We start from the raw sequence: 24,944 nt of genomic DNA on the forward strand, positions 1-24,944 counted from the left end.
TGTTTACTGCCCTTCGAGGAAGCTCTTCAGCTTGTCGGCGCGGCTGGGGTGGCGCAGCTTGCGCAGCGCTTTGGCCTCTATTTGACGGATGCGCTCGCGCGTGACGTCAAACTGCTTGCCCACCTCTTCCAGCGTCTGGTCGGTGCTCATTTCGATGCCGAAACGCATGCGCAGCACCTTGGCCTCGCGCGGGGTGAGCGAGTCTAACACTTCTTTGACCACATCGCGCATCGAGCCGTGCAGCGCCGCGTCGGAAGGCGCCAGGGTGGCGGTGTCTTCGATGAAATCGCCCAGGTGCGAGTCGTCGTCGTCACCGATGGGCGTTTCCATGGAGATCGGCTCCTTGGCGATCTTCAGGATCTTGCGGATCTTATCCTCGGGCATGTCCATCTTCTGCGCCAGGGTCGCGGGATCCGGCTCGGCGCCGGTTTCCTGCAGGATCTGGCGGCTGATCCGGTTCATCTTGTTGATCGTTTCGATCATGTGGACCGGAATCCGGATGGTGCGCGCCTGGTCGGCGATGGAGCGCGTAATGGCCTGGCGGATCCACCACGTGGCGTAGGTCGAGAACTTGTAGCCGCGCCGGTATTCGAACTTGTCCACCGCCTTCATCAGGCCGATGTTGCCTTCCTGGATCAGGTCCAGGAACTGCAGGCCACGGTTGGTGTACTTCTTGGCGATGGAGATCACCAGGCGCAGGTTGGCCTCGGTCATTTCGCGCTTGGCCTTGCGGGCCTTGGCTTCGCCGGTGGCCATGCGCTTGTTGACGTCCTTGAGGTCCTTCAGCGGCAGCACGACGCGCGTCTGCAGGTCGATCAGCTTCTGCTGCAGTTCCTGTACGGCCGGGATCTGGCGTTCGAGGGTTTCGCTGTAGGCATGGGCGGCGGCGACTTCGTCCAACACCCACTGCAGGTTGGTCTCGTTGCCGGGGAAGGCCTTGAGGAAGTGCGAACGCGGCATGCCGGCGCGGTCGACGCAGGTATGCAGCACCGCGCGTTCGAGCTGGCGTACTTCCTCGACCTGGGCGCGCAGGGTGTCGGCCAGCTTCTCGACCATCTTGGCCGTGAAGCGGATGCCCATGAGTTCGGTCTGGATGATGTCCTGGGCCTTGAGATAGGCGTCCGACTTATAGCCTTCCTTCTCATAGGACTGGCGCATCTTCTCGAACTGCTTGCTCACCTCGTCGAACTTGGCCAGGGCCTTGACGCGCAGGTCTTCCAGCTGCTTGCTGGACATGCCGCCGGCCGGGCCGTCATCGCCTTCGTCCTCGTCGGCGGTCACGCCGGCGCCGGCGTATTCCTCGCCGTCTTCGGGGTCGACCAGGCCATCGACCACTTCGTCGATCTGGGCCTGGCCTTCACGCACGCGCGTGATGTGGGCGAGGATTTCGTTGATGGTGGTGGGACAAGCCGAGATGGCCATCACCATGTGCTTGAGGCCGTCCTCGATCCGCTTGGCGATTTCGATTTCGCCTTCGCGGGTGAGCAGCTCGACCGAGCCCATTTCGCGCATGTACATGCGCACGGGGTCGGTGGTCCGGCCGAAGTCGGAGTCCACGGTGGTGAGGGCAGCCTCGGCCTCGTCCTCGACATCGTCGTCGTTCGAGGCAACCGGCGCGTTCTCGCTCATCAGCAGGGTTTCGGCGTCGGGGGCCTGGTCATAGACCGCGATCCCCATGTCGCTGAAGGTGCTGATGATGCCGTCGATCGCTTCGGCGTCGACCAGGTCGTCGGGCAGGTGGTCGTTGATTTCGCCGTAGGTCAGGTAGCCGCGGTCCTTGCCCAGCTTGATCAGCTGCTTGAGGCGATTGCGGCGCGCTTCGTATTCTTCGGGCGAGACGGGGCCACGGGCGATCAGATCCTTGGGATCGGCCTTGCCGCGCTTGCCGCCGCGCTTGGGCGGCTTCAGGTCGGGCAGCACTTCGCCTTCGCCGTCCATGGAGTCGTCGAAAGCATCGCTATCGTTGTTGGCGTTCTTCGCGGGGCGGCCGGGACGGCGGCCGCTGGGCGCCGGACGCGCGGCGCCGACCAGGTCGGCCAGCTTGTCTTCGGCCTTCTTGGCGCGCGCCTTGGTGGTCTTGGCCGGCTTGTCGGCGGCAGCCGTCTTGGCCGCGACCGTCTTGGTGGCCGTCTTCTTGGCGGCCGTCTTGGCAGCGGGCTTGGCGACCTTCACCGCAGTCTTGGCAGGGGCCTTTTCCGCCGCCATGCTTGCAGCACGCTTGGCCGTCGTGGATTGGGCAGTTGCCGCATCGATTGCAGAGGGGGATTTGCCTGTGGATTTGGTCATAGTCGCTTCCGTGGTCGTCGCAACCCATTGGGGTCATTGCACCGCATGAACGCGTTTTCGAGCATCGCACGAAACACGTTGACATCGGGTAAAACAAGGCCGGTTCGCCGGCACGACGCGCTGCGCTGGTGTCGCAGCCCGGCCCGCCTGCGGGCCGTGGCGCGTCCTTTCTGGCCCTTGGGCCCAAAGACGCGCCGGTACGCCATGCCACCTGGCGGGCATGCCGGGCAACGCGCGGGGTTGTCTCGCCTGTTACAGGCCTGGTCAGCTCAATGGGCACTGCCCTTCGCTGCTCTCCAAACACAACACCCGACTGCAATGCCGCGGGACGATGTCCACGCCAGACTGCTTAACCTGCCTCCTGCTAATACGTTTGTAACATATCAGGGACGGACCTCAGGGCTGCCGCGCCGCAAACCGCAAAAGGCCATGCGCCGGCCCGGCACATGCATGCCGCCACCCGCCATGACCCTGCGCACCGCGCGTCAGCCGGTACTCGTCCATCCCTGCACACCCGCGCCAGACGCCAAGCGCCCGCTCGCCAGTGCCATGCATTCCATTCAATTCGATGCCGCCACTTCCGTCCGCATTCCGCGGGTCAGAAAAACACCCGGCGCGGCACCCGAAGGGCAACACTCAAAACCGCAATTTCGCCTTTAAGCGAAAACCCTCGATCTTACCGCAATTACTGTGCCCCGGCATTCTTTAAGACCATGATTCTGCTCGACAGTTCCAGGTAGCGACGGCGCGCCTCGTCGGTCGCCAGGCCGCTTTCGGCCAGTTTCGCCATTTCGGCGCGAGCCGCGTCGAACTCCATGCGCCGCAGCGCGTCGTCCCATTCGGTCTGCGGGTGCGGCAGGTCTTCCTGGGCCAGGACATCGGCGCGCAGGCCCTTGAGCACCACGTAGAGATCGGAATCCGGGTCGGCAGCCTCCATCAGCGCGCCCACATGGCGCGCGCCACTGGTCTGCGCCAGCAGGATCAGGTCCCTTACCAGTCCTAAATGGGGGCCATGGTCGATAACTTCAAGCTGCTGGTCACCCATGGTATCGACCAGCTCGGGGTGGGCCAGCAGCAGGCACAGCAGCCGCCTGGCCAGCGACGGCATGGTACGGCGGCCTTCGTAACCACCCGTATCATTGTCGCGGCGCCCCTTCCAGTCGCCCTTCTTGCCTTTCCAGTCGCCCTTCTTGCCTTTCCAGTCGCCCTTCTTGCCCTTCCAGTCGCCGCCCTGCCTGCCCTTGCGCTCCTGCCAGCCGCCCGCGGCCGGCATGCTCGGCTCCCCGTCGACGGCGCCAACGGAATAGGCATCGGGTTCGAAGTCGTGCACCGGCTCGAACGCCCAGTCCGGCGGCGCCTCGTCGGCATGCCCCGGCCCGCCCTCGCGGCCAGCAGCCGGCGCGGACGCCTGGGCCGGCGCGGCGGCCGAAGCGAGCGGCCGGGCGGGTTGCTGGGCCAGCACCTGGGCCATTTCCTCGGGCGTGAGCTGCACCAGGCGCGCCAGCTCGCGTTCGATCTGCACGCGCAGCGCGCACTCGGGGATGGCGGCCAGCAGCGGCTTGGCCTCGTGCAGGCAACTGGCCCGCCCCTCGGCCTCGCCCATGGTATGGCGCGAGGCCAGCTCGTCGAGCAGAAAGCGCGACAGCGCCACGGCTTCGCCCAGGCGGGTACGAAACGCTTCGGCGCCCAGCTCTCGCACATACGAGTCCGGATCGTGCTCGGCAGGCAGGAACAGGAAGCGGATGGCGATATCGTCGCGCAGCACCGGCAGGCAGGCCTGCAGGGCCCGCCAGGCGGCACGCCGGCCGGCGGCGTCGCCGTCGAAGCTGAAAATCACCTTGTCGCTGGCGCGCAGCAGCTTCTTCACATGGTCGGGCGTGGTCGACGTGCCCAGCGTGGCCACCGCGTTGGCGATGCCCTGCAGCGCCAGCCCCACGACGTCCATGTAGCCCTCGACCACCACGACCTGGCCCTCCTGGCGTATGGCCAGGCGAGCCTCCCACAGGCCATAGAGTTCATGGCCCTTGGAAAACAGCGGGGTCTCGGGCGAGTTGAGGTATTTGGGCTCGCCCTTGCCGATGATGCGCCCGCCAAAGCCGATCAGGCTGCCGCGCGCATTGCGGATGGGAAACATCACGCGTTCGCGGAAGCGGTCGTAGCGCCGCCCGTCCTCCGACTCGATCACCAGGCCGGCTTCCACCAGCACGGGATCCTCGTAGTTGTCGAACACATGGGACAGGCCATGGCGGTCGGTGCCCGACCAGCCCAGCCCGAAATGGGCGGCGATCTCGCCGGTCAGCCCGCGCTGCTTGAGGTAGGCAATGGCTTGCGGCGAGCCGCGCAACTGGCGCAGGTAGTGCGCCTGCGCGGCGTCGAGCACCTGCGTATGGCGCGACACCTCGGCCTTGCGGCGGGCCGATTCGGCCTGCTGGCGAGGACTGCGGTTTTCTTCGGGAACCGTGAGCCCCACGGCGGCCGCCAACGTGCGTACGGCCTCGGGGAAACTCGCGCCCGTATGCTCCATCAGGAAGGTGATGGCACTGCCGTGGGCGCCGCAACCGAAACAGTGATAGAACTGCTTGGTCGGACTGACAGTGAACGACGGGCTTTTTTCGTTGTGAAACGGGCAAAGACCAAGCAGGTTGGCCCCACCCTTGCGCAGCTGCACATATCGCCCGACGACGTCAACGACGTCGACCCGGGCGAGCAAATCCTGGATGAATGATTCTGGAATCAATAGATTCGGGAATCAGGCATCAATACAGGCGCGGGGGCAGTTGCTGGCTACGAATCCGCTTGTAGTGGCGCTTCACCGCGGCGGCGTGCTTGCGCTTGCGCTCGGCCGTGGGCTTCTCGTAGAACTCGCGCGAACGCAGTTCGGTGAGCAAGCCGGTTTTCTCGATGGTGCGCTTGAAGCGACGCAGCGCGGCTTCAAACGGTTCGTTTTCCTTCAGTCGAACGATAGGCATAAAGTGGTTGGCCTTTATGGATAGCAATAAGTGGGTAACGGGTTGACCACTAACCTGGCTTGGCTGCCGCGGCTATGCGCCCATGGCGACAAGCTAAGACAACTTGCCGCATCAGTAGCACAGCCCAACCAGCGTTTCCCGCCACCCCTGGTATTACCAGGAAACAAGACGCCAGGTTCGGTTTAGCGATAACCAGCGATTCTAGCACGATTGACGCCATTCTGCCCAGGGGCAGCCCCTGAGGGGCCCTGGCTGGGCGGCCCGGCCGGGCCGCCTTCTATTTGTAGCCTTTCCGGATCCAGGCTTCAAGCTGGTGCGGACGCAGGCTGTCGTAGTCCTCGAATGGCTGGTGGATCCACGGGTTGGTGGGCAATTTGTCGACAAAGTAGTCGGGCGTGGCCTGCGAATGCCCCTTCCACCACAGCACGGCGCTGCGCAACTCGGAAATGGCGGGGAACTGCTCGCTCAGATGGGTATGCACTTTGTTGAAGGTATGGCCGGTATCGACCATGTCGTCCACCAGCAACACCCGCCCGGACAAGGTGCCGCGCGTGATGGTGATGAACTGGGCGATATCCAGGTCGCCCTGCTTGGTGCCGGCCGCCTCGCGATAGCTGCTGGTGGCCAGAATGCCCAGCGGCACGTCGAAAATCCGGGACATCACATCGCCGACCCGCACGCCGCCGCGCGCCAGGCACAGGATCTGGTCGAATTGCCAGCCGGACTGGTACACCTGCAGCGCCAGACGCTCGATCAGGCGGTGGTAATCATCCCAGGTCACCCACAAATGGCTATCGTCACTGCTCGGCGAGCTCATAGGCGGATATCTCCCTGCAAAAGAAAATGACAAGGCCGCCTGCGGAACGACCCGCGGCGGCCTGGCGAATAATAACCGAGGCCGCGCCACAACGGGGCGCGGCCCGCGGCGCCCTACCCCTTGAAGGGGTGGCGCAGCACGATGGTTTTGTTGCGGTCGGGCCCGGTCGACACCAGGTCGATCGGCACGCCACACACTTCGGCCACGCGCTCGAGATAGCGGCGCGCGTTGACCGGCAGCTTGCTGTACTCGGTGATGCCGACGGTGGACTCGGTCCAGCCCGGCAGTTCTTCGAGCACCGCCTGCGCCTGCGCCACGGCGTGCGCGCCGTACGGCAGCACGTCGCGGAATTCGCCGTTGACGCGATAGCCCACGCCCAGCTGGATGGTTTCCAGGCCGTCGAGCACGTCCAGCTTGGTGATGCACAGGCCGGAAATGCCGTTCAGGCGCACCGAGCGCTTCAGCGCGGCGCCGTCCAACCAGCCGCAACGGCGCGGACGGCCGGTGACCGAACCGAACTCCTTGCCGATGGTGGCCAGGCGCGCGCCGATCTCGTCGACCAGCTCCGTGGGGAACGGCCCCGATCCGACGCGGGTCGTGTAGGCCTTGGTGATGCCCAGCACGTACTGCAACGCTTGCGGACCGACGCCGGCGCCGGCCGACGCCGCGCCCGCCACACAGTTGCTGCTGGTGACGAAGGGGTAGGTGCCGTGGTCGACGTCGAGCAGCGCGCCCTGCGCGCCTTCGAACAGCAGGTTCTTGCCTTCCTGCTGGAGCGCGAACAGGTTGCTCGAGACATCGCGCACCATGGGCGCGAGGGCCGGCGCCAGGGCCATGGCCTGATCGCGCACTTCGTTGGCCGACACGGGCTCGGCGCCCAGGTACTGGGTCAGCACGAAGTTGTGGTAATCGAGCACCTCGGCCAGCTTCTCGTCGAACAGCGCCGGGTTGAAGAGGTCCTGCACCCGCAGGGCGCGGCGCGCGACCTTGTCTTCGTAGGCCGGGCCGATGCCGCGGCCGGTGGTGCCGATCTTGCCCTCGCCCTTGCGCGCCTCGCGCGCCTTGTCGACGGCCACGTGGTACGGCAGGATCAGCGTGCAGATCTCGGAGACCTGCAGGCGCGAACGGACGTCCAGGCCGGCCGCCTCGAGCTCTTCGATTTCCCTGAGCAGCGCTTCGGGCGACAGCACCACGCCATTGCCGATGAAGCACGTGACGCCGTCATGCATGATGCCCGACGGGATCAGGCGCAGAATAGTCTTCTTGCCGTTGATCCACAGCGTGTGGCCGGCATTGTGGCCGCCCTGGAAGCGCACCACGCCCTGCACGGACTCGGCCAGCCAGTCGACGATCTTGCCTTTGCCCTCGTCACCCCACTGGGTGCCGATCACAACTACGTTCTTGCTCATTTTACGAATCAATATCGAGTTTCTCGGGAAATCCGGAAATCTCCCCGCGGCCCTCCCGTTGCCGGGAGGGAGTTAGTCACAGCGTTCTGACCGTCCAGGCGCCATCCTGCAGCGCCAGCTCGCGATCGCAAACGAATTCGTCCAGGCCCTGCTCGTGACCGGGCAGTACCTGAACGACGATTTCGCCCGACCGGCGCAAACGACGCACCGCGTCGGTCAGGGCGGGGTCTTGTCCCCAAGGGGCGCGCACGGCGCGCGCCGGCTCGGCAGGCGTCAGGCCCGCCGCCAGCTTGCGCAGGTCGAGACTGAAACCGGTGGCCGGACGGGCCCGGCCGAAAGCGCAGCTGACATCGTCGTAGCGGCCGCCGCGCACCAGCGCGTCGTGCCAGTCTTCGCCGTACACCGCGAAGGTCACGCCGGAGTGATAGCCATATCCGCCGACGTCGGCCAGGTCCACGCTGAGCGTGACGCCAGGCATGGCATCGACCAGGGCCTGCAGGGCGTCCAGCGCCTGCGCCATGCCGGGCACCGCCGGCAGCTCGCGCCGCGCCCGGGCGATGATCTCGGGCCCGCCATACAGCGTGGCCAGCGCCTGCAGCGCGCGCACGGTATCCTCGCCCAGCCCGTCGACACGGCTCGCCAGTTCGGCCAGCCCCGGCACGTCCTTCTCGCGCAGCAGCGTGCACAGGTCGCCGGCATGGCGCGAGGCCTGCGGGTCGGCGTCGAAAATGGCGCGCATCACACCCGAATGGCACAGGTCCAGGCGGGCATTGCGCACGCCGGCGGTGGCCAGCGTGTCCATGACCAGCTGGATGATTTCCAGGTCGGCCTCGAAGCCGGCATGGCCGTAGATTTCGGCGCCGATCTGCAGCAATTCGCGGCTCGACAGCAGGTCGGCCGGACGCGCGTGCAGGACGCTGCCGCAGTAGCACAGGCGCGTCACGCCGGCACGGTTGAGCAGATGGGCGTCGATGCGCGTGACCTGCGAGGTCATATCCGCGCGTACGCCCAGGGTGCGACCGGACAGCTGGTCGACCAGCTTGCAGGTGCGCAGATTCAGATCGCTGCCGGTACTCGACAGCAGCGAATCGATGTATTCGACCAGCGGCGGCGCGACCAGCTCGAAACCGTAGGTACGGTAGAGATCGAGCAATTCGCGACGCAGTTCCTCAATGCGCCGGGCCTCGGCCGGTAGAACGTCGGCAAGGCCTTCGGGCAGCAACCAGTTACCCATGGATTTCTATACCTGAATCACGCCCGGAACATGCGCGGGCGTTGCCCAAACGAAAAACGGCTGAGAGGGCGTAAGCCCGCTCAGCCGTATGCGGAATGTTTTCTAGCTTACGCGGTATTGTACATGGATCGGCACCCTGTTCCTAGGGGTTGTCCCGAACCGCCCTACTTTACCGCGCCGGCGTCAATTCGCCGGTGCCGGGGCGCCCGCCGCGCCCTTGCCGGGGTTCTTGAAGAACTGGAAGAACTCCGACGTCGGATCGACCACCAATACGTCACCGGTTTTGCCGAACGCGGCGCGATAGGCTTCCAGGCTCTTGTAATAGGTGTAGAACTCGGTATTGCGGCCGAAGGCCTGGGCGTAGATGCTGCCGGCCTGGGCGTCGCCCTCGCCCATGATGCCCTGGGCGCGCGCATAGGCCTGGGCCACGATGACCTCGCGCTGGCGGTCGGCCTCGGCGCGGATCTTCTCGCTTTCGGCCGCGCCGATCGAACGCAGCTCGTTGGCCACGCGGGTGCGCTCGGCTTCCATGCGGCGATAGACCGACTCGGAAATCTCGGGCGCGAACTCGATGCGGCGCAGGCGCACGTCGACCACCTGCACGCCCAGCGGCTCGGCGCGCTTGACGACGTTGGTGAGGATTTCGGCCATGACCTTGTCACGCTCGGCCGAGACCACGTCCTTGACCGTGCGCACGTTGACCGCCGCGTTCAGCGCGTCGCGGATCTGCGCCTGCAGACGCTCCTGGGCGGCGCGCTCGTTGCCGCCGAAGGTCACGTAGTACAGGCGCGGATCGGCGATGCGCCACTTGACGTACGAGTCGATCAGCAGGTTCTTCTTCTCGGAGGTCTGGATGCGCTCGGCATCGCTGGACTCGATGGTGAGGATGCGCTTGTCCAGCGTGACGACGTTCTGGAACGGCGGCGGCGCCTTGAAATACAGGCCAGGCTCGCTGATGACCTGGCGCACCTCGCCCAGCGAGAACACCAGGGCGTAGTCGCGCTCGCGGACCACGAAGACGCATGAAGACAGGACGGCCAGGACGACGAGCAGTCCGACCAGGATGGGCATGAGACGTTGCATGTTGGGGACTCCTCCGGGTTAGCGCGACATGCGGTCGCGAGGCAGCGTGTTGCTGGTGCTGCTGCCGGATGAAGACTGGCCGCTGGCCGAACCGCGCGCCGGCGCCTGCGGAATCGCCGGCTGGTTCGCGCCGGGCAGGCCCAGGCTGGAGGAGGACGGCTTGCCGGCGTCTTGCGCGGCCTGCTGCATGATCTTGTCCAGCGGCAGGTACAACATGTTGTTGCCGCCCTTAGTATCGACCATGACCTTGCTGGCGCGAGTGAAGACTTCCTGCATGGTTTCCAGGTACAGGCGTTCACGCATGACCTGGGGCGCCTTCTCGTACTCGTTGAGGATGGACGAGAAGCGCGAGGCATTACCCTGCGCATCGCCGATCACCTTGGCCTTGTAGCCCTCGGCCTGCTCGATCATGCGCGAGGCCTGGCCGCTGGCCAGCGGCACGACCTGGTTGGCGTACGCCTGGCCTTCGTTGATCTGGCGCTCGCGGTCCTGACCCGCCTTGACGGCGTCGTCGAACGCGGTCTGCACCTGTTCGGGCGGCTGGACGTTCTGGATGGCGACCGTGCTGATCTGGATGCCGGCGCTGTAGCGGTCCAGGATCTGCTGCATGAGATTCTGCACTTCGGTGGCGACTTCGGTACGGCCTTCATAGAGCACGAAGTCCATCGGCTTCTTGCCGACGATTTCGCGCATGGCGGTCTCCGCCGCCTGGCGCACGGACTCGTCCGGGTCGCGCATCTTGAACAGGTAGTCGGGCGCGCCGTCGGCGCGCAGGCGGTACTGCACCACGAATTGCATGTCGACGATGTTCTCGTCGGTGGTCAGCATCAAGGCCTCAGGCAGCACCTTGTTGCGCGAACCGCCGCGAAAACCCACCTCGAACGTGCGCAGCTGCGACACGTTGACCATTTCGTGGTTCTGGATCGGGTAAGGCATGCGCCACTGGAAGCCCGCCGGCGCGGTGCTCTTGTACTTGCCGAACTGGGTAACGACCGCGACCTGGCCTTCCTGGACGATGAAGAATCCGCTGGCCAGCCACAGCAGCACCAGCACCAGGGCGATGATGCCCAGGCCGATGCGGGCGCCGCGCGGCGAAGGCGGCGTCATGCCGCCGCGGTTGTTGGGACGATTGTTGCCCCCTCCGCCCTTGCGGCCGAACAATGCGCCTATGCGATTGTTGAAGTCGCGCCAGACCTCGTCGAGATCGGGTGGACCGTCGCCGCCGCCCTGTGGACGTCGCGGCGGCTCGGAGCCGTTGCCGTTATTGTTGCCACGGCCCCAGCCGGGGTCATTCAGATTGAAGAGTTTGGTGATTCGAGACATTGTTTCCCACAATCTGGCCGATCTCTGCAATTGCCCCGCGCAACGCATCCAGACCGGCGCGCTCGGTAGCGCTTACGAATACTCGCGCAATCGTACCATGGGCGTCGCGGTCGACCCGTGGCTCCAGGCCCGCGCGGTCAATCTTGTTGTATACCAGAATGGTCGGAATCTGCGCCGCGCCGATCTCGGCCAGCACTTTGTCGACCTCGGCGATCTGCTCGTCGCGCTGCGCGCTGGCCGCGTCGACCACGTGCAGCAACAGGTCGGCATACACGGTTTCCTCGAGCGTGGCACGGAATGCCGCGATCAGGTTGTGAGGCAGGTCGCGGATGAACCCGACCGTGTCCGACAGCACCACCGACCCGGCGCCGTCGATCCAGATGCGCCGCGTGGTGGTATCCAGGGTGGCGAACAGCTGGTCTGCGGCATAGGCGCCGGCGCGCGTCATGGCGTTGAACAGCGTGGACTTGCCGGCGTTGGTATAGCCCACCAGCGAGACCGACAGCGCGCCGCCGCGCGCCCGCGCCCGGCGCTGCGTGACCCGCTGGCGCTCGACCCGATCCAGGCGCTCGCGCAGCACCTTGACCTTGGCGCCGATCATGCGGCGGTCCATTTCGAGCTGCGCCTCGCCCGGGCCGCGCATGCCGATACCGCCGCGCTGCCGCTCCAGGTGGCTCCACATGCGCGTCAGGCGCGTGGCCAGGTGCTGCAGCTGGGCCAGCTCGACCTGCAGCTTGCCTTCGTGGCTCTTGGCGCGCAGCGCGAAGATATCCAGGATCAATGCCACGCGATCGACCACGCGCAGGTTGAATTCGCGCTCGAGGTTGCGCTGCTGCGCCGGCGACAGCGGCTGGTCGAACAGGATGATGTCGGCCAGCAGCGCGCCGGCCATCGCCACGCCCTCCTCGACCTTGCCTGAACCGATGAAGAACTTGGCGTCGGGCCGGTCGCGCCGCGCCGTCAGCGTGCCGACGATCTCGGCGCCGGCGCCCTTGGCCAGCATGGCGAACTCCTCGGCGTGGGCCGGGTAGTCAGGATTGCCGAGATCGACGCTGATGATCAGTGCGCGCATACATGCACCATTTTGGAGCCAAAGCGAAAATGCCCGCCGGCGCTGGCCGCGCGGCGGGCAATCAAGGGTAATGCTGGAGCGAGGCGATTATTCAGCGGGAACTTCCACCTGGAAATTGACGGCGCGCGCCGGCACCACGGTGGAGATGGCATGTTTGTACACCATCTGGGTCACGGTATTGCGCAGCAGCACGACATACTGGTCGAACGATTCGATCTGCCCCTGAAGCTTGATGCCGTTTACCAGGTAGATGGACACGGGCACGTGTTCCTTGCGCAGCGTGTTCAGAAACGGATCTTGCAAAGTTTGCCCTTTATTGCTCATTGGCCAGGCTCCATTTGTTTGTTTTAAGTGACGGCACAGTGCGCCGAAATCAGTACTCTACAGGGTTTTCCCGGGCGGTGCCACTTGCGATATACGCAAATATGACACCAGAGTTTTCAGGAAATTCCCCGGTGCGTGTCACAACGAAAAAATTTTCTTCAGCGCGCCGATCAACGCCTCGCATTGGGCGTCCGTACCCACCGTGATACGCAGGAATTGATCGATACGGGCCTGCCGGAAGTAGCGCACCAGGATGCTGCGCTCGCGCAGCCGGGCGGCCAGTTGCGCCGCGTCATGCTCCGGGTGCCGCGCAAACACGAAATTGGCCGCCGAAGGCAGCACGTCGAAACCCAGCGCCCGCAGATCGGCGCTCATGCGCTCGCGCGTGGCCATCACGGCCTGACGCGTCCGGTCGAAATACGCCTGGTCCTGCATGGCGGCCTGCGCGCCCGCCGACGCCAGCCGGTCTATGGGGTAGGAATTGAAGCTGTTCTTGACCCGCTCCAGGCCGTCGATAAGCGCCCGGTTGCCCACCGCGAAACCGACGCGCAGGCCGGCAAGCGAGCGCGACTTGGACAGGGTCTGGACCACCAGCAGGTTGTCGTGGCGATCGACCAGCGGCGCGACCGACTCGGCGCCGAAGTCGACATAGGCCTCGTCCACCACCACGACGGTATCGGGGTTGGCGGTCACGATGCGCTCGACCTCGTCGCGCGTGAGGGCGCGTCCGGTCGGGGCATTGGGATTGGGGAAGATGATCCCGCCCGCGGCCTGGCCGCCGGGCTGGTAGTCGGCCGGATCGATGCGGAAGTCATCGGTCAGCGGCACGACCTGATAGGGAATCTCGTACAGGCCGCAGTAGACGGGATAAAAGCTGTAGCTGATATCCGGGAAACGCACCGGCCGGCCGTGCCTGAACAGCGCCATGAAGACGTGCGCCAGCACCTCGTCCGAACCATTGCCCACGAATACCTGGTCGGCCTGCACCCCGACGGCCGCGGCAATCGCGCCGCGCAGCTCGTCCGAGGCCGGATCCGGATACAGCTTGAGCGTGTCGCCGGCCGCCGCGGCGATGGCCTGCAGCACCTTGGGCGACGGCCCGTACGGGTTCTCGTTGGTATTCAGCTTGATCAGGTCCGGCAGCTTGGGCTGCTCGCCTGGGACATAGGGACTGAGCGTCCCGACCACGGGACTCCAGTAGCGGCTCATGGATCAGTTTTCCTGGACGTAGGGGTTGCGCGACGACTTGAACTCGATGCGCAGCGGCGTACCGGCCAGGTCGAAGGCATTGCGAAAGCGCGTCTCCAGATAGCGGCGGTACGAATCGGGCACCGCGTCCAGCGCGTTGCCATGGATCACGATCAGGGGCGGGTTCTGTCCGCCCTGGTGCGCGTAGCGCATCTTGGGCCGGAAAATACCCTTGCGCGGCGGCGGCTGCTGCTCGACGGCGGCCTGCAATTCGCGCGTCAGCCGCGGCGTGGACAGTTTGGCGAAAGCCGCCGCGTGCGCGGCGTTGACGGACTTCAGCAAGGGCTTGACGCCCTGCCCCTTGAGCGCCGAAATGGTGTGCATGCGCGCAAAGCCGAGGAAGCGCAGCTTGCGCTGGAATTCCCGTTCGATGCGCTCGCGCTGGTCGCTGTCCAGGCCGTCCCACTTGTTGATGGCCACCACCACGGCGCGGCCGGTCTCCAGCACGAAGCCGGCGATGTGGGCGTCCTGTTCGGACACTTCGGCCTGCGCGTCGATCATCAGCAGCACCACGTTGCTGGCCTCGATGGCCTGCAGCGTCTTGATGACCGAGAACTTCTCGATCGCCTCGAACACCTTGCCGCGCTTGCGCAGGCCGGCGGTGTCGATCAGGGTGTACTTCCTGCCGTCGCGCTCGAAGTCGATCTCGATCGCGTCGCGCGTGGTGCCGGGCATGTCGAAGGCGATCACGCGCTCTTCGCCCAGCAGCGTATTGATCAGGGTGGACTTGCCCACGTTGGGCCGGCCGACGATGGCCAGCTTGATGCGGTGGTCGACGACATCCTGCTCGAGCTGTTCGCCGGTGTCGGCCGGCGGCGCGACCAGGCCGCTCAAGGCGATCTCGATCAGGTCGACGATGCCGTCGCCGTGCGCGGCAGAAATCGGATGCGGCTCGCCCAGGCCCAGCTCGTGGAAATCGCCGGTGGCATTGCCCACGCCCATGCCTTCGGCCTTGTTGACCGCCAGCAGCACGCGCTGCTGGCCGGACTTGCGCAGCAGGCGCGCGATCTCGTGGTCGTGCGCATTGACGCCCGCCCGCGCATCGACCAGGAACACCACCACGTCGGCTTCGGCGATGGCCTGGCGCGTCTGGCGCGCCATCTCGGCCAGGATGCCGTCCTTGGCGACCGGTTCGAAGCCGCCCGTGTCGATCACCAGGAAGGGCGTGTCGCCCACCCTGCCCTCGCCGTAGTGGCGGTCGCGGGTCAGGCCGGAGAAATCGGCCACCAGCGCCGCGCGAGAGCGCGTCAGGCGGTTGAAGAGGGTCGACTTGCCCACATTGGGACGGCCGACCAGGGCAACGACAGGCTTGAAAGACACGGTATGAGGCTTGCTATAGGAAAAGTTCAGTTGGCGCGAACCATCACCAGGCTGCCATTGCCGGTTTGCACCAGCACGCCCTGGGAGGTGGTCTGCGGCGGCGAGACGATGGCGCCCCCGCCCACCGACAGCCGCGCCAGCAGGCGGCCGTCGCTACGCGACAGGAAATGGACATAGCCTTCGAAATCGCCCACCGCCACGGCCTCGCCGAGCAAGGCCGGCGCGGTCAGCAGGCGATTCTTCAACTCGGCCTGTTTCCAGACGTTGTTGCCGCTGTCCAGCGCGAAGGCGCTGACCACGCTGCCCTGGTCGGGCGCGTAGGCGAAGCGGTCGTCGATGACCATGCCGCTGGCGCTGGAGAAATCCTTGGCCCAGATGGGGCGTCCGCCCGCCGACACGTCGAAGCACACGATACGGCCCTGGTAGGCGACCGCGCACATCAGGCGGCCGGCGATGCGCGGCGCGCCCACCACGTCGGTCAGGCGCTCCAGGTCACTGGCGCCGCGCGGCGTGGCCACCGTGCCTTCCCATTGGACGTTGCCGGTGGCGCTGTTGATGGCCAGCAGCTTGCCGCCCGGCAGGCCGCTGATGACCAGGCCTTCGGCCAGCACCATCTGCGCGGCGCTGCGCAGCGCCAGCGCCGGACCCGGCCGCTGCATGCTCCACATGCGCTCGCCGTTCTCGGCGTTGAAGGCCTGGATGCGGTAATCGCCGCTGCGCACCACGACCACCCCATAGCCGACCACCGGCGGGATGGCGACGTCGCTGGTGGCGCGGGCGCGCCATTTGATCTTGCCCGTATCGTCGAAGGCGATGACCTCGCCGTCGGGCGTGGCCACCGCGGTGGTCTGGCCGTCGCTGCCGGCGCCCGCCGACAGCTTGGCGTCGGCCGAGGACTTCCAGATGGCCCGGCCGCTGAGCAGGTCGAACTTGCCGACCGACCCGTCAGGCGTGGCGGCGTAGATCGACTCGCCCAGCACCGTGGGCGCGAAGCCCAGGCCCGAGCCGCTGCCGACCGAGGCCGTCCAGGCGGTGCGCACCGACATGCCGGGCGCATATTGCGTGAGCTCGGCCGGTTTGTAGCGATCGTCGTCGCTGGAGAACATCGAGCAGCCGCTCAGGGCCAGCAGGCCCGTCAGCACGACGGCGCCGCGCCATGCGCGGCCGGGGCGGGAATTACGCATCAAGATCAGGCTCCGCTCAAGGCATCGAGTTTCAGTTGCACGACCTGCGTCAACGGGTTGCTGGTTCCCAGCCCGTCGATCGCGCTTTGCCACGCCGCGCGCGCTTCATCGCGCTTGCCCTGCGCGGCCAGCACGTCGCCGCGCCGGTCGGCGAACAAGGCCGCGAAGGACGCCGGCGGGTTGTTCAGCTGCGCGAGCGCAGCGTCGTACTGCTTCTGGTCCAGCAGGATGCCGGCCAGGCGCAAGCGGGCCACCGGCTGCAGGGCCAGCTGCTTGGCCTGCGCGGCCAGCCATTCGAGCTGCTCGCGCGCGCCGTCGACGTCCTGCTGGCTCTGCAGCGCCTGGGCCGCGATCAACGCGCCGCGGCCGGCGTAGCCGGTGGCCGGATAGTCGGTGCGCAGCGTGGCGGCCGCGGCCTTGATGCGCGTGGCGGCATCGGCGCCGCCCAGGCGGGCGGCGTCCTCGAGCGCCTCGAAATAGCCCATGGCCTGGTTGGCGCGGTAGTTCTGGTAGGCCTTCCAGCCCGACCAGCCGCCCCATGCCAGCACCACCAGCGTGGCCAGCGTCAGGATCAGCGTGCCGTAACGCGCCCACCAGGCCCGGATTGCGTCGAGTTTTTCCTGTTCTTCGAGATCGTATGCCATGCTAACCCTTGGATTTCAAAACATCGGCCAACTGCGCCAGCGGCACCTGCTGCTGCGCCGCGTCGGCGCCGACCGGCCCGCGCAAGTGCTTGATGCTGGCGGTGCGGCTGGCCACTTCGTCGCCGCCAAGAATAACCGCAATACGCGCGCCGCTGGCGTCGGCGCGCTTGAATTGCGCCTTGAAGCCGGCCGCGCCCGCGTGCACGATGACATCCAGGCCGGCGTCGCGCAGCTGTTCGCCCACCCGGGCCGCCAGCCGCTGGCCTTCCTCGCCCTGGTGCACGATGTAGACCTCGCACTCGGCCGGCTGTTCGATCTCGACGCTTTGCTCCCAGAGGTCGAGCAGGCGCTCCATGCCGATGGCGAAGCCCACCGCCGGCGCCGGCTTGCCGCCCAGCAGCTCGACCAGGCCGTCATAGCGCCCGCCCCCGCAGACCGTGCCTTGCGCGCCCAGGCGATCGGTCACCCACTCGAACACGGTCAGGTTGTAGTAATCCAGCCCGCGCACCAGGCGCGGATTGAGGCGGTATTCGATACCCGCGTCGGCCAGGCGCTGGCACAGGCCGTCGAAATGGCTGCGCGATGCCTCTCCGAGGAAATCGAACAAGCGCGGAGCGCTATCAGCCATTTCCTGCATGGCAGGGTTCTTGGTGTCCAGCACCCGCAAGGGGTTGCTGTACATGCGGCGCCGGCCGTCCTCGTCGAGGACGTCCTGGTGGCGCTCCAGATGCTCGATCAGTGCGGCGCGGTGGGCGGCGCGCTCGGCCGGCTGGCCCAGCGAGTTCAGCTCCAGGCGCACGTCCTGCAGGCCCAGCAGCTTCCAGAGCCGGGCCAGCATGACGATCATTTCGGCATCGACATCGGGGCCGGCAAAGCCCAGCGCCTCGACATCGATCTGATGGAACTGGCGGTAGCGCCCCCGCTGCGGACGCTCGTGGCGGAACACGGGGCCGATCGCGTAGACCCGGTGCGGCCGGTCGTACAGCATGTTGTGTTCGATGCTGGCGCGCACGATGCCGGCGGTCATCTCGGGACGCATCGTCAGCGAGTCGCCGTTGAGCGCGTCCGTGAAGGTGTACATCTCTTTTTCGACGATGTCCGTGACTTCGCCGATGCCCCGGGCAAACAGCCTGGTGTGCTCGAGCACCGGCGTGCGCACATTGCGATAACCGTAGCTGCGCAGCCAGCCACGCACGATCTCTTCGAATTTTTCCCAGCGGGCGCTGGGCCCGGGCAGCACGTCGTTCATGCCCCGGATGGCGGAGACTTTCTGGAAAACTTGCGTCATCTTCGTCATGCCCACCACACCCGCATCGAAGAGGGCCTGGCTGCTTGGTCCCTTATTCCTAATGAGTGATGCCGGCGCCGTAGCGGCGCGCGACGTAGTCTTCGACGATGGCCTGGAATTCTTCGGCGATATGGTCGCCCTTGAGCGTGACCGTGCGCTCGCCGTCGATGAAAACCGGCGCGGCGGGCACCTCGCCCGTGCCGGGCAGGCTGATGCCGATGTCGGCGTGCCGGCTCTCGCCCGGTCCGTTGACCACACAGCCCATCACCGCGACATTCATGCTCTCGACGCCGGGGTAGCGCGTGCGCCACAGGGGCATCTGCCGGCGCAGGAACGACTGGATGCTGTCGGCCAGTTCCTGGAAGAAGGTGCTGCTGGTACGCCCACAGCCCGGACACGCCACGACCATGGGCGTAAACGCGCGCAAGCCCATGGTCTGCAGGATTTCCTGCGCCACGATGACTTCGCGGGTCCGGTCTCCGCCCGGTTCGGGCGTGAGCGAGATGCGGATGGTATCGCCGATGCCCTCTTGCAGCAGCACCGCCAGCGCCGCCGTGGAAGCGACGATGCCCTTGCTGCTCATGCCGGCTTCGGTCAGGCCCAGGTGCAGCGGATAGTCGCAGCGCGCGGACAGGTCGCGGTAGACGGCGATCAGGTCCTGCACATGGCTGACCTTGCACGACAGCACGATGGCGTCGGAGCGCAGGCCGAGCTCCTCGGCGCGGCGCGCATTGCTGATGGCCGACACCACCAGGGCGTCGCGCATGACGGCCTGGGCTTCCCAGGGCTGCGCGCGCCGGCTGTTCTCGTCCATCTTGCGCGCCATCAGCTCGTGATCGAGGCTGCCCCAGTTCACGCCGATGCGCACGGGCTTGTCGTGGCGGCACGCCACTTCGATCATCTGGGCGAAATTGTCGTCGCGTTGCTTGCCGCCGCCCATGTTGCCCGGGTTGATGCGGTACTTGGACAGCGCCTGCGCGCACTCGGGAAACTGCGTCAGCAGCTTGTGGCCGTTGTAGTGGAAATCGCCCACCAGCGGCACCTCGACGCCCATGCGATCGAGCTGTTCGCGGATGGCGGCGACTTCGCGCGCGGCCTCGGGAGTGTTGACGGTAATGCGCACGATCTCGGAGCCGGCCTGGGCCAGTTCCTTGACCTGGATGGCGGTGGCCACCGCATCGGCGGTGTCGGTATTGGTCATGGACTGCACGACCACGCTGGCATTGCCGCCCACGGTGACCGTGCGCCCGCCCCACTGCACCCGCACGGCGCGCGTGGCGCGGCGCGGCGCCGCGCCGACGTCCGGCGGCGACGCGTCCTGGCAGGGCATAGAGCTATCTTGCATGTATCGCACCCGTTGTTACTGGGTCACCGGAGAAAACCATTGCGCCGGCAGCCACTCCTGCGGCAGCCAGCCTTGCCAAAAAGCATAGGCCACTGCGGCGGCGACCACCACGAGGATGGCGAGCAGCCATCCCCAGGAGCCGGAGGAGCGCTCGTCGTCGACGGAGATGTTGACGCCAGCCGGACGCAGGCCTTGTCCGCCACGCGGCGCCGGCCGGGCCGGCGCGGGCGTGCGTGCCGCCTCGAGATCGAGCGAATCGACCACGGCCTGGGCGTCGGCGCCCAGCATGCGGGCGTAGTTGCGCACCAGGCCGCGCAGCGACACGCCCTTGGGCAGGGATTCCCAGCGCTCTTCTTCGAGCGCCTGGATCATGCGCGTCGAGAACTTGATGCGGCTGGAGACCTCTTCGAGCGACCACCCCTTGGCCTGGCGCAGCGCCCGCAGCGCCGAACCCACCGTAGGCGCCGCGGCACCGGGAGCGATTGCGGCGGGCGAAGCGGCCGAAGCGGGATCCTGCGTCATGCGTGCACCTGTTGAATGGGAATGGTTCGGGTGGCGTTGCGTTCAGTGATGCGCGTGCGATCGCGCACTTCGCCGGCCAGCTGGCCACAGGCCGCGTCGATATCGTCGCCGCGCGTCTTGCGCACCGTGGTGACGATGCCGGCATCCATGAGGCGCTGGACGAATACCCTGACGCGCGCCGACGGCGAGCGCTTCAGGCCGGAGGCCGGGAAAGGATTGAAGGGAATCAGGTTCAGCTTGCAGCGCACCTGGCGCGCCAGCTGGATCAGTTCCCGGGCGTGCTGGTCGGTATCGTTGATGCCGTCCAGCATGCAGTATTCGAAGGTGATGAAGTCGCGCGGCGCATGGGCGAGATAGCGCTCGCAAGCAGCCAGCAGCGCGTTCAAGGGGTATTTCTTGTTGAGCGGGACCAGCTCGTCGCGCAGCGCATCGTTGGGCGCGTGCAGGGACACGGCCAGCGCCACCGGGCAATCCTGGGACAGGCGGTCCATCATGGGCACCACGCCCGAGGTCGAGACAGTGACGCGCCGCCGCGACAGGCTATAGGCGTTGTCGTCGAGCATCAGGCGCAGCGCGGGCAGGACCTGGTCGTAGTTGAGCAGGGGTTCGCCCATGCCCATCATGACCACGTTGCTGATGACGCGCGTGTCCTCGCCGGCCTTGCCGCCGGGCAGCCGGGCGGTATCCGCCGCCGCCTCGAGCACGCGCTTGGCCCACCACAGCTGGCCGATGATCTCGCTGGCGCGCAGGTTGCGGTTGAAGCCCTGGTGGCCCGTGGAGCAAAAGCGGCAGTTCACCACACAGCCGGCCTGGCTGGAAATGCACAGGGTGCCGCGGTCGTCTTCGGGGATGAAAACGGTTTCGATGGCATTGCCCTGGCCGACATCGAACAGCCACTTGCGCGTGCCGTCGGACGAACGCTGCTCGGTATTGACCGGCAGCGCCTCGATCACGCAGTCCCGCGCCAGTTGCGCGCGGAAATCGCGCGCCAGGTCGGTCATGGCATCGAACGAATCGGCGCCGCGCTGGTGCACCCAGCGCTGCAATTGCCGGGCGCGAAACGGCTTGCCGCCCCACTGCCCCACCAGCTCGGACAATGCGGCGCCATCCAGGCCCAGCAAATTGACGCGTTCGACGGCTTCCATGATCGGTTCAGGCGTTATATCCGGGAATCAACGGCTGTGGATGTTGATTTCGGGAAAGAAGAAAGCCACTTCGACGGCGGCCGTCTCGGGCGCGTCCGAGCCGTGCACGGCGTTGGCATCGATGCTGTCGGCGAAGTCGGCGCGGATGGTGCCCGGCGCGGCCTTCTTGGGATCGGTGGCGCCCATCAGGTCGCGGTTCTTCTGGATGGCGCTTTCGCCTTCGAGCACTTGCACGAAGACCGGGCCCGAGACCATGAAGTCGACCAGGTCCTTGAAGAAGGGGCGCTCTTTGTGCACGGCGTAGAAACGCTCGGCGTCGGTGCGCGACAGTTGCTGCATGCGGGCGGCAATCACTTTCAGGCCGGCCTGCTCGAAGCGGGCGACGATCTGGCCGACGACGTTCTTGGCGACGGCATCGGGCTTGATGATCGAAAGGGTGCGTTCGATGGACATGAAAACTCCAGGATCTGACTAAAGAATATATTTCCGAGGGGCTATGACGCTCAAATCCGCGCAGCCTGCTGCCCGGGCACCCGGGGCGCGCCGCCGCGGGCGGCCTGCGCTATGGGCGCGCGAAACGCCCGAAAGGCTCGGGCCGAACGTCAAAGCAAGGATTCGCGACTGCATACCGATCAGATTTTCCCAATGAAAACAGGCACTTCTAAAAGGTTTACAGTAACCGGGTATTCTAACACGCCGGCAAGAACGTATTACATCTTAAAATCGACCGTTTGCTTGCCCCCTATTCTTCCCAGGCTGACCGCCGGAACCCGCAATGACTGACGCCGCACCCAATCAACCCGTGAACGAATCCCAGGAACTGTCCAAGAGCTTTGAACCCGCCGAAATCGAAACCCGCTGGTACGACGAGTGGGCCAAGCGCGGCTACTTCGACGCCGGCCGGCACGTAGAAACGGGGACCGACCCCCAGCCCTACGTCATCCAGTTCCCGCCCCCCAACGTCACGGGCACCCTGCACATGGGCCATGCCTTCAACCAGACCATCATGGATGGCCTGGTGCGCTACCACCGCATGCTGGGCGACGACACCGTATTCGTGCCCGGCACCGACCACGCCGGCATCGCCACCCAGATCGTGGTCGAGCGCCAGCTCGATGCCCAGAAGGTTTCGCGCCATGACCTCGGCCGCGAGAAGTTCGTGGAAAAGGTCTGGGAGTGGAAAGAACAGTCCGGCAGCACGATTACCGGCCAGGTGCGCCGCCTCGGCGCCTCGGCCGACTGGCCGCGTGAGTATTTCACGATGGACGCGCGCATGTCGCGCGGCGTGGCCGAGACGTTCGTGCGCCTGTATCAGCAAGGGCTGATCTACCGCGGCAAGCGCCTGGTCAACTGGGATCCCAAGCTGCTGACGGCCGTGTCGGACCTTGAAGTACAGTCCGAGGAGGTGGATGGCCACATGTGGCACATCCTCTACCCCTTCGTCGACGGCCCGCAGACCATCACCGACCAGGACGGCAACACCGTCACGCTGCGCGGCATGACCATCGCCACCACGCGCCCGGAAACCATGCTGGCCGACGGCGCGCTGTGCGTGCACCCCGACGATCCGCGCTACAAGCACCTGCTCGGCAAGCTGGTCGAGCTGCCCCTGTGCGACCGCAACATTCCCATCATCGCGGACGACTTCGTCGACCCCGATTTCGGAACCGGCTGTGTCAAGATCACCGGCGCGCACGACTTCAACGACTACGCGTGCGCGCTGCGCCACGACATTCCGCTGATCGTCATCTTCACGCTCGACGCCCACATCAACGAGAACGGCCCCAAGCAGTTCCAGGGACTGGAGCGCTACGAAGCGCGCCAGGCCGTGGTGGCCGAGCTGCAGGCGCAGCAGTACCTGGTGAAGGTCGAGCCGCACAAGATGATGCAGCCCAAGGGCGATCGCACGGGCGTCGTGCTCGAGCCCATGCTGACCGACCAGTGGTTCGTCGCCATGAGCAAGCCCGCCCCGGCCGGCACGCTCAACCCCGGCAAGAGCATCACCGAAGTGGCGCTGGAGGCGGTGGCCGACGGCCGCATCGCCTTCTACCCCGAGAACTGGACCACGATCTACAACCAGTGGCTCAACAACATCCAGGACTGGTGCATCTCGCGCCAGCTCTGGTGGGGCCACCAGATCCCGGCCTGGTACAGCGAAGACGGCCAGGTGTTCGTGGCTCGCTCCGAGGAAGAGGCGCAGGAGCAGGCGCGCGCCGCCGGCGTGAGCGGCCCGCTGACGCGCGACCCGGACATCCTCGACACGTGGTTCTCGTCGGCCCTGGTGCCCTTCACCACCTTCGGCTGGCCCGAGGACACGCCCGACCTGCGCCGCTACCTGCCCTCCAGCGTACTGGTCACCGGCTTCGACATCATCTTCTTCTGGGTCGCGCGCATGGTCATGCTGACCATGCACATGACCGGCAGCGTGCCGTTCAAGCATGTGTACGTGCACGGACTGATCCGCGACGCCGACGGCCAGAAGATGAGCAAGTCCAAGGGCAATACGCTCGACCCGGTCGATCTCATCGACGGCATCGATCTGAAAGGCCTGGTGCGCAAGCGCACCTTCGGCCTCATGCACCCCAAGCAGGCCGGCGCCATCGAGAAGGCCACGCGCCGCCAGTACCCGGACGGCATTCCCGCGTTCGGCACCGACGCGCTGCGCTTCACCATGGCGGCCTATGCCACCCTGGGACGCAACATCAACTTCGACCTGAAGCGCTGCGAAGGCTACCGCAACTTCTGCAACAAGCTGTGGAACGCCACCCGCTTCGTGCTGATGAACACCGAAGGACACGCGCTGGACGGCGACGGCGGCGAACTCTCGTTTGCCGACCGCTGGATCGTCAGCCAGCTGCAGGCGCTGGAAGCCGAGGTCGAGCGCGGCTTCGCCGACTACCGGTTCGACAACGTGGCCAACGCGCTGTACCGCTACGTGTGGGACGAATACTGCGACTGGTACCTGGAGCTGGCCAAGGTGCAGATCCAGCAGGGCACGCCGGCCCAGCAGCTGGGCACCCGCCGTACGCTGATCCGCGTACTGGAGGCGGTGCTACGCCTGGCCCATCCGGTCATCCCGTTCATCACGGAAGAACTGTGGCAGAAGGTTGCGCTGGTCGCCGGCAAGCGGACCGCCGGCGCCGTGGCCAGCGTCAGCGTGCAGCCCTACCCGCGCGCCAATCCGCAGGCCGTCGACGCCGAGGCGGAAGCCGCGGTGGCCGAACTGAAGTCCCAGGTCGAGGCCGTGCGCGCGCTGCGCGGCGAAATGAACCTGTCGCCGGCCCAGCGTGTCCCGCTGGTCGCCGAAGGCCCCACCGACGTCCTGTCGCGCAATACCCCTTACCTGGCGGCGCTGGCCAAGCTGAGCGAGGTCGAGGTGGTGGCCGCCCTGCCCGACGCCGGCGCGCCGGTGCAGGTAGTGGGCGACGCGCGCCTGATGCTGCATGTCGAAATCGACGTGGCGGCCGAATGCGCGCGCCTGGACAAGGAGATCGCGCGCCTGGAGGGCGAAATCGCCAAGGCGAACGGCAAGCTGGGCAACGCCAGCTTCGTCGAGCGCGCGCCGGCGGCCGTGGTCGAACAGGAGAAGGCGCGCCTGGCGCAGTTCAGCGAAACGCTGGAGAAGGTACGCGGCCAGCGCGTCAAGCTGGGCGTCTGAACGCAAGGGCCCCCCGGCGCGGCCGGGGGTTCCTGCCCATGGCAAGCGCAATGGACACAGCGGCGCGAGCGCA

Annotated in this window: 21 protein-coding genes; 2 read left to right on the top strand and 19 right to left on the bottom strand. The window is 66.3% G+C overall.

The genetic code is table 11. From position 1 onward, the window contains the following. Positions 1-3: 3 nt before the first annotated feature. Positions 4-2,286: an RNA polymerase sigma factor RpoD gene (gene rpoD, locus BN118_RS08895; RefSeq protein WP_010930783.1), complete on the bottom strand. Its 2,283-nt coding sequence runs from the start codon at positions 2,284-2,286 to the stop codon at positions 4-6. A 465-nt stretch (positions 2,287-2,751) separates the two neighbouring features. On the opposite strand from rpoD, the gene BN118_RS19885 reads away from it, so the two are divergent. Continuing rightward, a complete protein-coding gene (locus BN118_RS19885) occupies positions 2,752-2,946 on the top strand; it encodes a hypothetical protein (protein ID WP_124740709.1) in 195 nt (64 codons plus the stop codon). Positions 2,947-2,971: 25 nt separating this feature from the next. On the opposite strand, the gene dnaG is transcribed toward BN118_RS19885, so the two are convergent. The 18 genes from dnaG to ndk all read right to left on the bottom strand — a co-directional run bounded on the left by dnaG (position 2,972) and on the right by ndk (position 21,666). Continuing rightward, positions 2,972-5,023 (bottom strand): DNA primase, encoded by a 2,052-nt coding sequence (gene dnaG / locus BN118_RS08900; RefSeq protein WP_014905751.1) that lies wholly within the window; start codon positions 5,021-5,023, stop codon positions 2,972-2,974. Positions 5,024-5,042: 19 nt separating this feature from the next. Next, on the bottom strand, positions 5,043-5,255 hold the full coding sequence (rpsU, locus tag BN118_RS08905; RefSeq protein WP_006218592.1) for a 30S ribosomal protein S21: 213 nt from the start codon (positions 5,253-5,255) through the stop codon (positions 5,043-5,045). Positions 5,256-5,532: 277 nt separating this feature from the next. After that, a complete protein-coding gene (locus BN118_RS08910) occupies positions 5,533-6,072 on the bottom strand; it encodes a phosphoribosyltransferase (protein WP_003810720.1) in 540 nt (179 codons plus the stop codon). Positions 6,073-6,185: 113 nt separating this feature from the next. Next, a complete protein-coding gene (locus tag BN118_RS08915; RefSeq protein WP_023852902.1) occupies positions 6,186-7,481 on the bottom strand; it encodes an adenylosuccinate synthase in 1,296 nt (431 codons plus the stop codon). 76 nt (positions 7,482-7,557) lie between these two features. After that, a complete protein-coding gene (locus BN118_RS08920) occupies positions 7,558-8,715 on the bottom strand; it encodes an ATP phosphoribosyltransferase regulatory subunit (protein WP_010930786.1) in 1,158 nt (385 codons plus the stop codon). A gap of 183 nt (positions 8,716-8,898) precedes the next feature. Continuing rightward, positions 8,899-9,798, bottom strand: coding sequence for a protease modulator HflC (gene hflC, locus BN118_RS08925; RefSeq protein WP_010930787.1), 900 nt, complete (start codon positions 9,796-9,798; stop codon positions 8,899-8,901). A gap of 18 nt (positions 9,799-9,816) precedes the next feature. Further along, positions 9,817-11,121: an FtsH protease activity modulator HflK gene (gene hflK, locus BN118_RS08930; RefSeq protein WP_014905752.1), complete on the bottom strand. Its 1,305-nt coding sequence runs from the start codon at positions 11,119-11,121 to the stop codon at positions 9,817-9,819. Continuing rightward, the gene (gene hflX / locus BN118_RS08935; protein ID WP_010930789.1) at positions 11,087-12,193 is read right to left on the bottom strand and encodes a GTPase HflX; all 1,107 of its coding nucleotides are present in this window, start codon (positions 12,191-12,193) and stop codon (positions 11,087-11,089) included. The genes hflK and hflX overlap by 35 nt, the downstream gene beginning before the upstream one ends. A gap of 87 nt (positions 12,194-12,280) precedes the next feature. Continuing rightward, positions 12,281-12,517 (bottom strand): RNA chaperone Hfq, encoded by a 237-nt coding sequence (hfq, locus tag BN118_RS08940; protein ID WP_003810707.1) that lies wholly within the window; start codon positions 12,515-12,517, stop codon positions 12,281-12,283. 138 nt (positions 12,518-12,655) lie between these two features. After that, positions 12,656-13,726: a histidinol-phosphate transaminase gene (gene hisC / locus BN118_RS08945; RefSeq protein WP_010930790.1), complete on the bottom strand. Its 1,071-nt coding sequence runs from the start codon at positions 13,724-13,726 to the stop codon at positions 12,656-12,658. 3 nt (positions 13,727-13,729) lie between these two features. Continuing rightward, positions 13,730-15,085: a ribosome biogenesis GTPase Der gene (gene der, locus BN118_RS08950; protein ID WP_003810703.1), complete on the bottom strand. Its 1,356-nt coding sequence runs from the start codon at positions 15,083-15,085 to the stop codon at positions 13,730-13,732. Between the two features lie 26 nt (positions 15,086-15,111). Further along, on the bottom strand, positions 15,112-16,272 hold the full coding sequence (bamB, locus tag BN118_RS08955; RefSeq protein WP_003810701.1) for an outer membrane protein assembly factor BamB: 1,161 nt from the start codon (positions 16,270-16,272) through the stop codon (positions 15,112-15,114). A 2-nt stretch (positions 16,273-16,274) separates the two neighbouring features. Continuing rightward, positions 16,275-16,913, bottom strand: a complete 639-nt coding sequence (locus tag BN118_RS08960) for a YfgM family protein (RefSeq protein WP_010930791.1) — start codon at positions 16,911-16,913, stop codon at positions 16,275-16,277. A 1-nt stretch (position 16,914) separates the two neighbouring features. After that, positions 16,915-18,201: a histidine--tRNA ligase gene (gene hisS, locus BN118_RS08965; RefSeq protein WP_003816726.1), complete on the bottom strand. Its 1,287-nt coding sequence runs from the start codon at positions 18,199-18,201 to the stop codon at positions 16,915-16,917. Positions 18,202-18,259: 58 nt separating this feature from the next. After that, positions 18,260-19,555, bottom strand: a complete 1,296-nt coding sequence (gene ispG / locus BN118_RS08970; RefSeq protein WP_014905754.1) for a flavodoxin-dependent (E)-4-hydroxy-3-methylbut-2-enyl-diphosphate synthase — start codon at positions 19,553-19,555, stop codon at positions 18,260-18,262. Positions 19,556-19,561: 6 nt separating this feature from the next. Beyond that, positions 19,562-20,068, bottom strand: coding sequence for a helix-turn-helix domain-containing protein (locus BN118_RS08975; protein ID WP_003810693.1), 507 nt, complete (start codon positions 20,066-20,068; stop codon positions 19,562-19,564). Next, positions 20,065-21,213, bottom strand: a complete 1,149-nt coding sequence (rlmN, locus tag BN118_RS08980) for a dual-specificity RNA methyltransferase RlmN (RefSeq protein WP_014905755.1) — start codon at positions 21,211-21,213, stop codon at positions 20,065-20,067. The genes BN118_RS08975 and rlmN overlap by 4 nt, the downstream gene beginning before the upstream one ends. A 27-nt stretch (positions 21,214-21,240) precedes the next feature. Further along, the gene (gene ndk, locus BN118_RS08985) at positions 21,241-21,666 is read right to left on the bottom strand and encodes a nucleoside-diphosphate kinase (RefSeq protein WP_003810689.1); all 426 of its coding nucleotides are present in this window, start codon (positions 21,664-21,666) and stop codon (positions 21,241-21,243) included. A gap of 322 nt (positions 21,667-21,988) precedes the next feature. On the opposite strand from ndk, the gene BN118_RS08990 reads away from it, so the two are divergent. Next, complete coding sequence (locus tag BN118_RS08990) at positions 21,989-24,871, top strand: valine--tRNA ligase (RefSeq protein ID WP_010930794.1); 2,883 nt, start codon at positions 21,989-21,991, stop codon at positions 24,869-24,871. Positions 24,872-24,944 lie beyond the last annotated feature (73 nt).

The sequence above is a fragment of the Bordetella pertussis 18323 genome (assembly GCF_000306945.1).
Taxonomy (GTDB): Bacteria; Pseudomonadota; Gammaproteobacteria; order Burkholderiales; family Burkholderiaceae_B; genus Bordetella; species Bordetella pertussis.

What these genes read in the sequence shown, in the direction of transcription:
- rpoD (WP_010930783.1), bottom strand. Translation starts at nt 2,286, where the DNA reads ATGACCAAATCCACAGGCAAATCCCCCTCTGCAATCGATGCGGCAACT.
- BN118_RS19885 (WP_124740709.1), top strand. Translation starts at nt 2,752, where the DNA reads ATGACCCTGCGCACCGCGCGTCAGCCGGTACTCGTCCATCCCTGCACA.
- rpsU (WP_006218592.1), bottom strand. Translation starts at nt 5,255, where the DNA reads ATGCCTATCGTTCGACTGAAGGAAAACGAACCGTTTGAAGCCGCGCTG.
- BN118_RS08910 (WP_003810720.1), bottom strand. Translation starts at nt 6,072, where the DNA reads ATGAGCTCGCCGAGCAGTGACGATAGCCATTTGTGGGTGACCTGGGAT.
- BN118_RS08915 (WP_023852902.1), bottom strand. Translation starts at nt 7,481, where the DNA reads ATGAGCAAGAACGTAGTTGTGATCGGCACCCAGTGGGGTGACGAGGGC.
- BN118_RS08920 (WP_010930786.1), bottom strand. Translation starts at nt 8,715, where the DNA reads ATGGGTAACTGGTTGCTGCCCGAAGGCCTTGCCGACGTTCTACCGGCC.
- hflC (WP_010930787.1), bottom strand. Translation starts at nt 9,798, where the DNA reads ATGCAACGTCTCATGCCCATCCTGGTCGGACTGCTCGTCGTCCTGGCC.
- hflK (WP_014905752.1), bottom strand. Translation starts at nt 11,121, where the DNA reads ATGTCTCGAATCACCAAACTCTTCAATCTGAATGACCCCGGCTGGGGC.
- hflX (WP_010930789.1), bottom strand. Translation starts at nt 12,193, where the DNA reads ATGCGCGCACTGATCATCAGCGTCGATCTCGGCAATCCTGACTACCCG.
- hfq (WP_003810707.1), bottom strand. Translation starts at nt 12,517, where the DNA reads ATGAGCAATAAAGGGCAAACTTTGCAAGATCCGTTTCTGAACACGCTG.
- hisC (WP_010930790.1), bottom strand. Translation starts at nt 13,726, where the DNA reads ATGAGCCGCTACTGGAGTCCCGTGGTCGGGACGCTCAGTCCCTATGTC.
- BN118_RS08960 (WP_010930791.1), bottom strand. Translation starts at nt 16,913, where the DNA reads ATGGCATACGATCTCGAAGAACAGGAAAAACTCGACGCAATCCGGGCC.
- hisS (WP_003816726.1), bottom strand. Translation starts at nt 18,201, where the DNA reads ATGACGCAAGTTTTCCAGAAAGTCTCCGCCATCCGGGGCATGAACGAC.
- BN118_RS08975 (WP_003810693.1), bottom strand. Translation starts at nt 20,068, where the DNA reads ATGACGCAGGATCCCGCTTCGGCCGCTTCGCCCGCCGCAATCGCTCCC.
- rlmN (WP_014905755.1), bottom strand. Translation starts at nt 21,213, where the DNA reads ATGGAAGCCGTCGAACGCGTCAATTTGCTGGGCCTGGATGGCGCCGCA.
- ndk (WP_003810689.1), bottom strand. Translation starts at nt 21,666, where the DNA reads ATGTCCATCGAACGCACCCTTTCGATCATCAAGCCCGATGCCGTCGCC.
- BN118_RS08990 (WP_010930794.1), top strand. Translation starts at nt 21,989, where the DNA reads ATGACTGACGCCGCACCCAATCAACCCGTGAACGAATCCCAGGAACTG.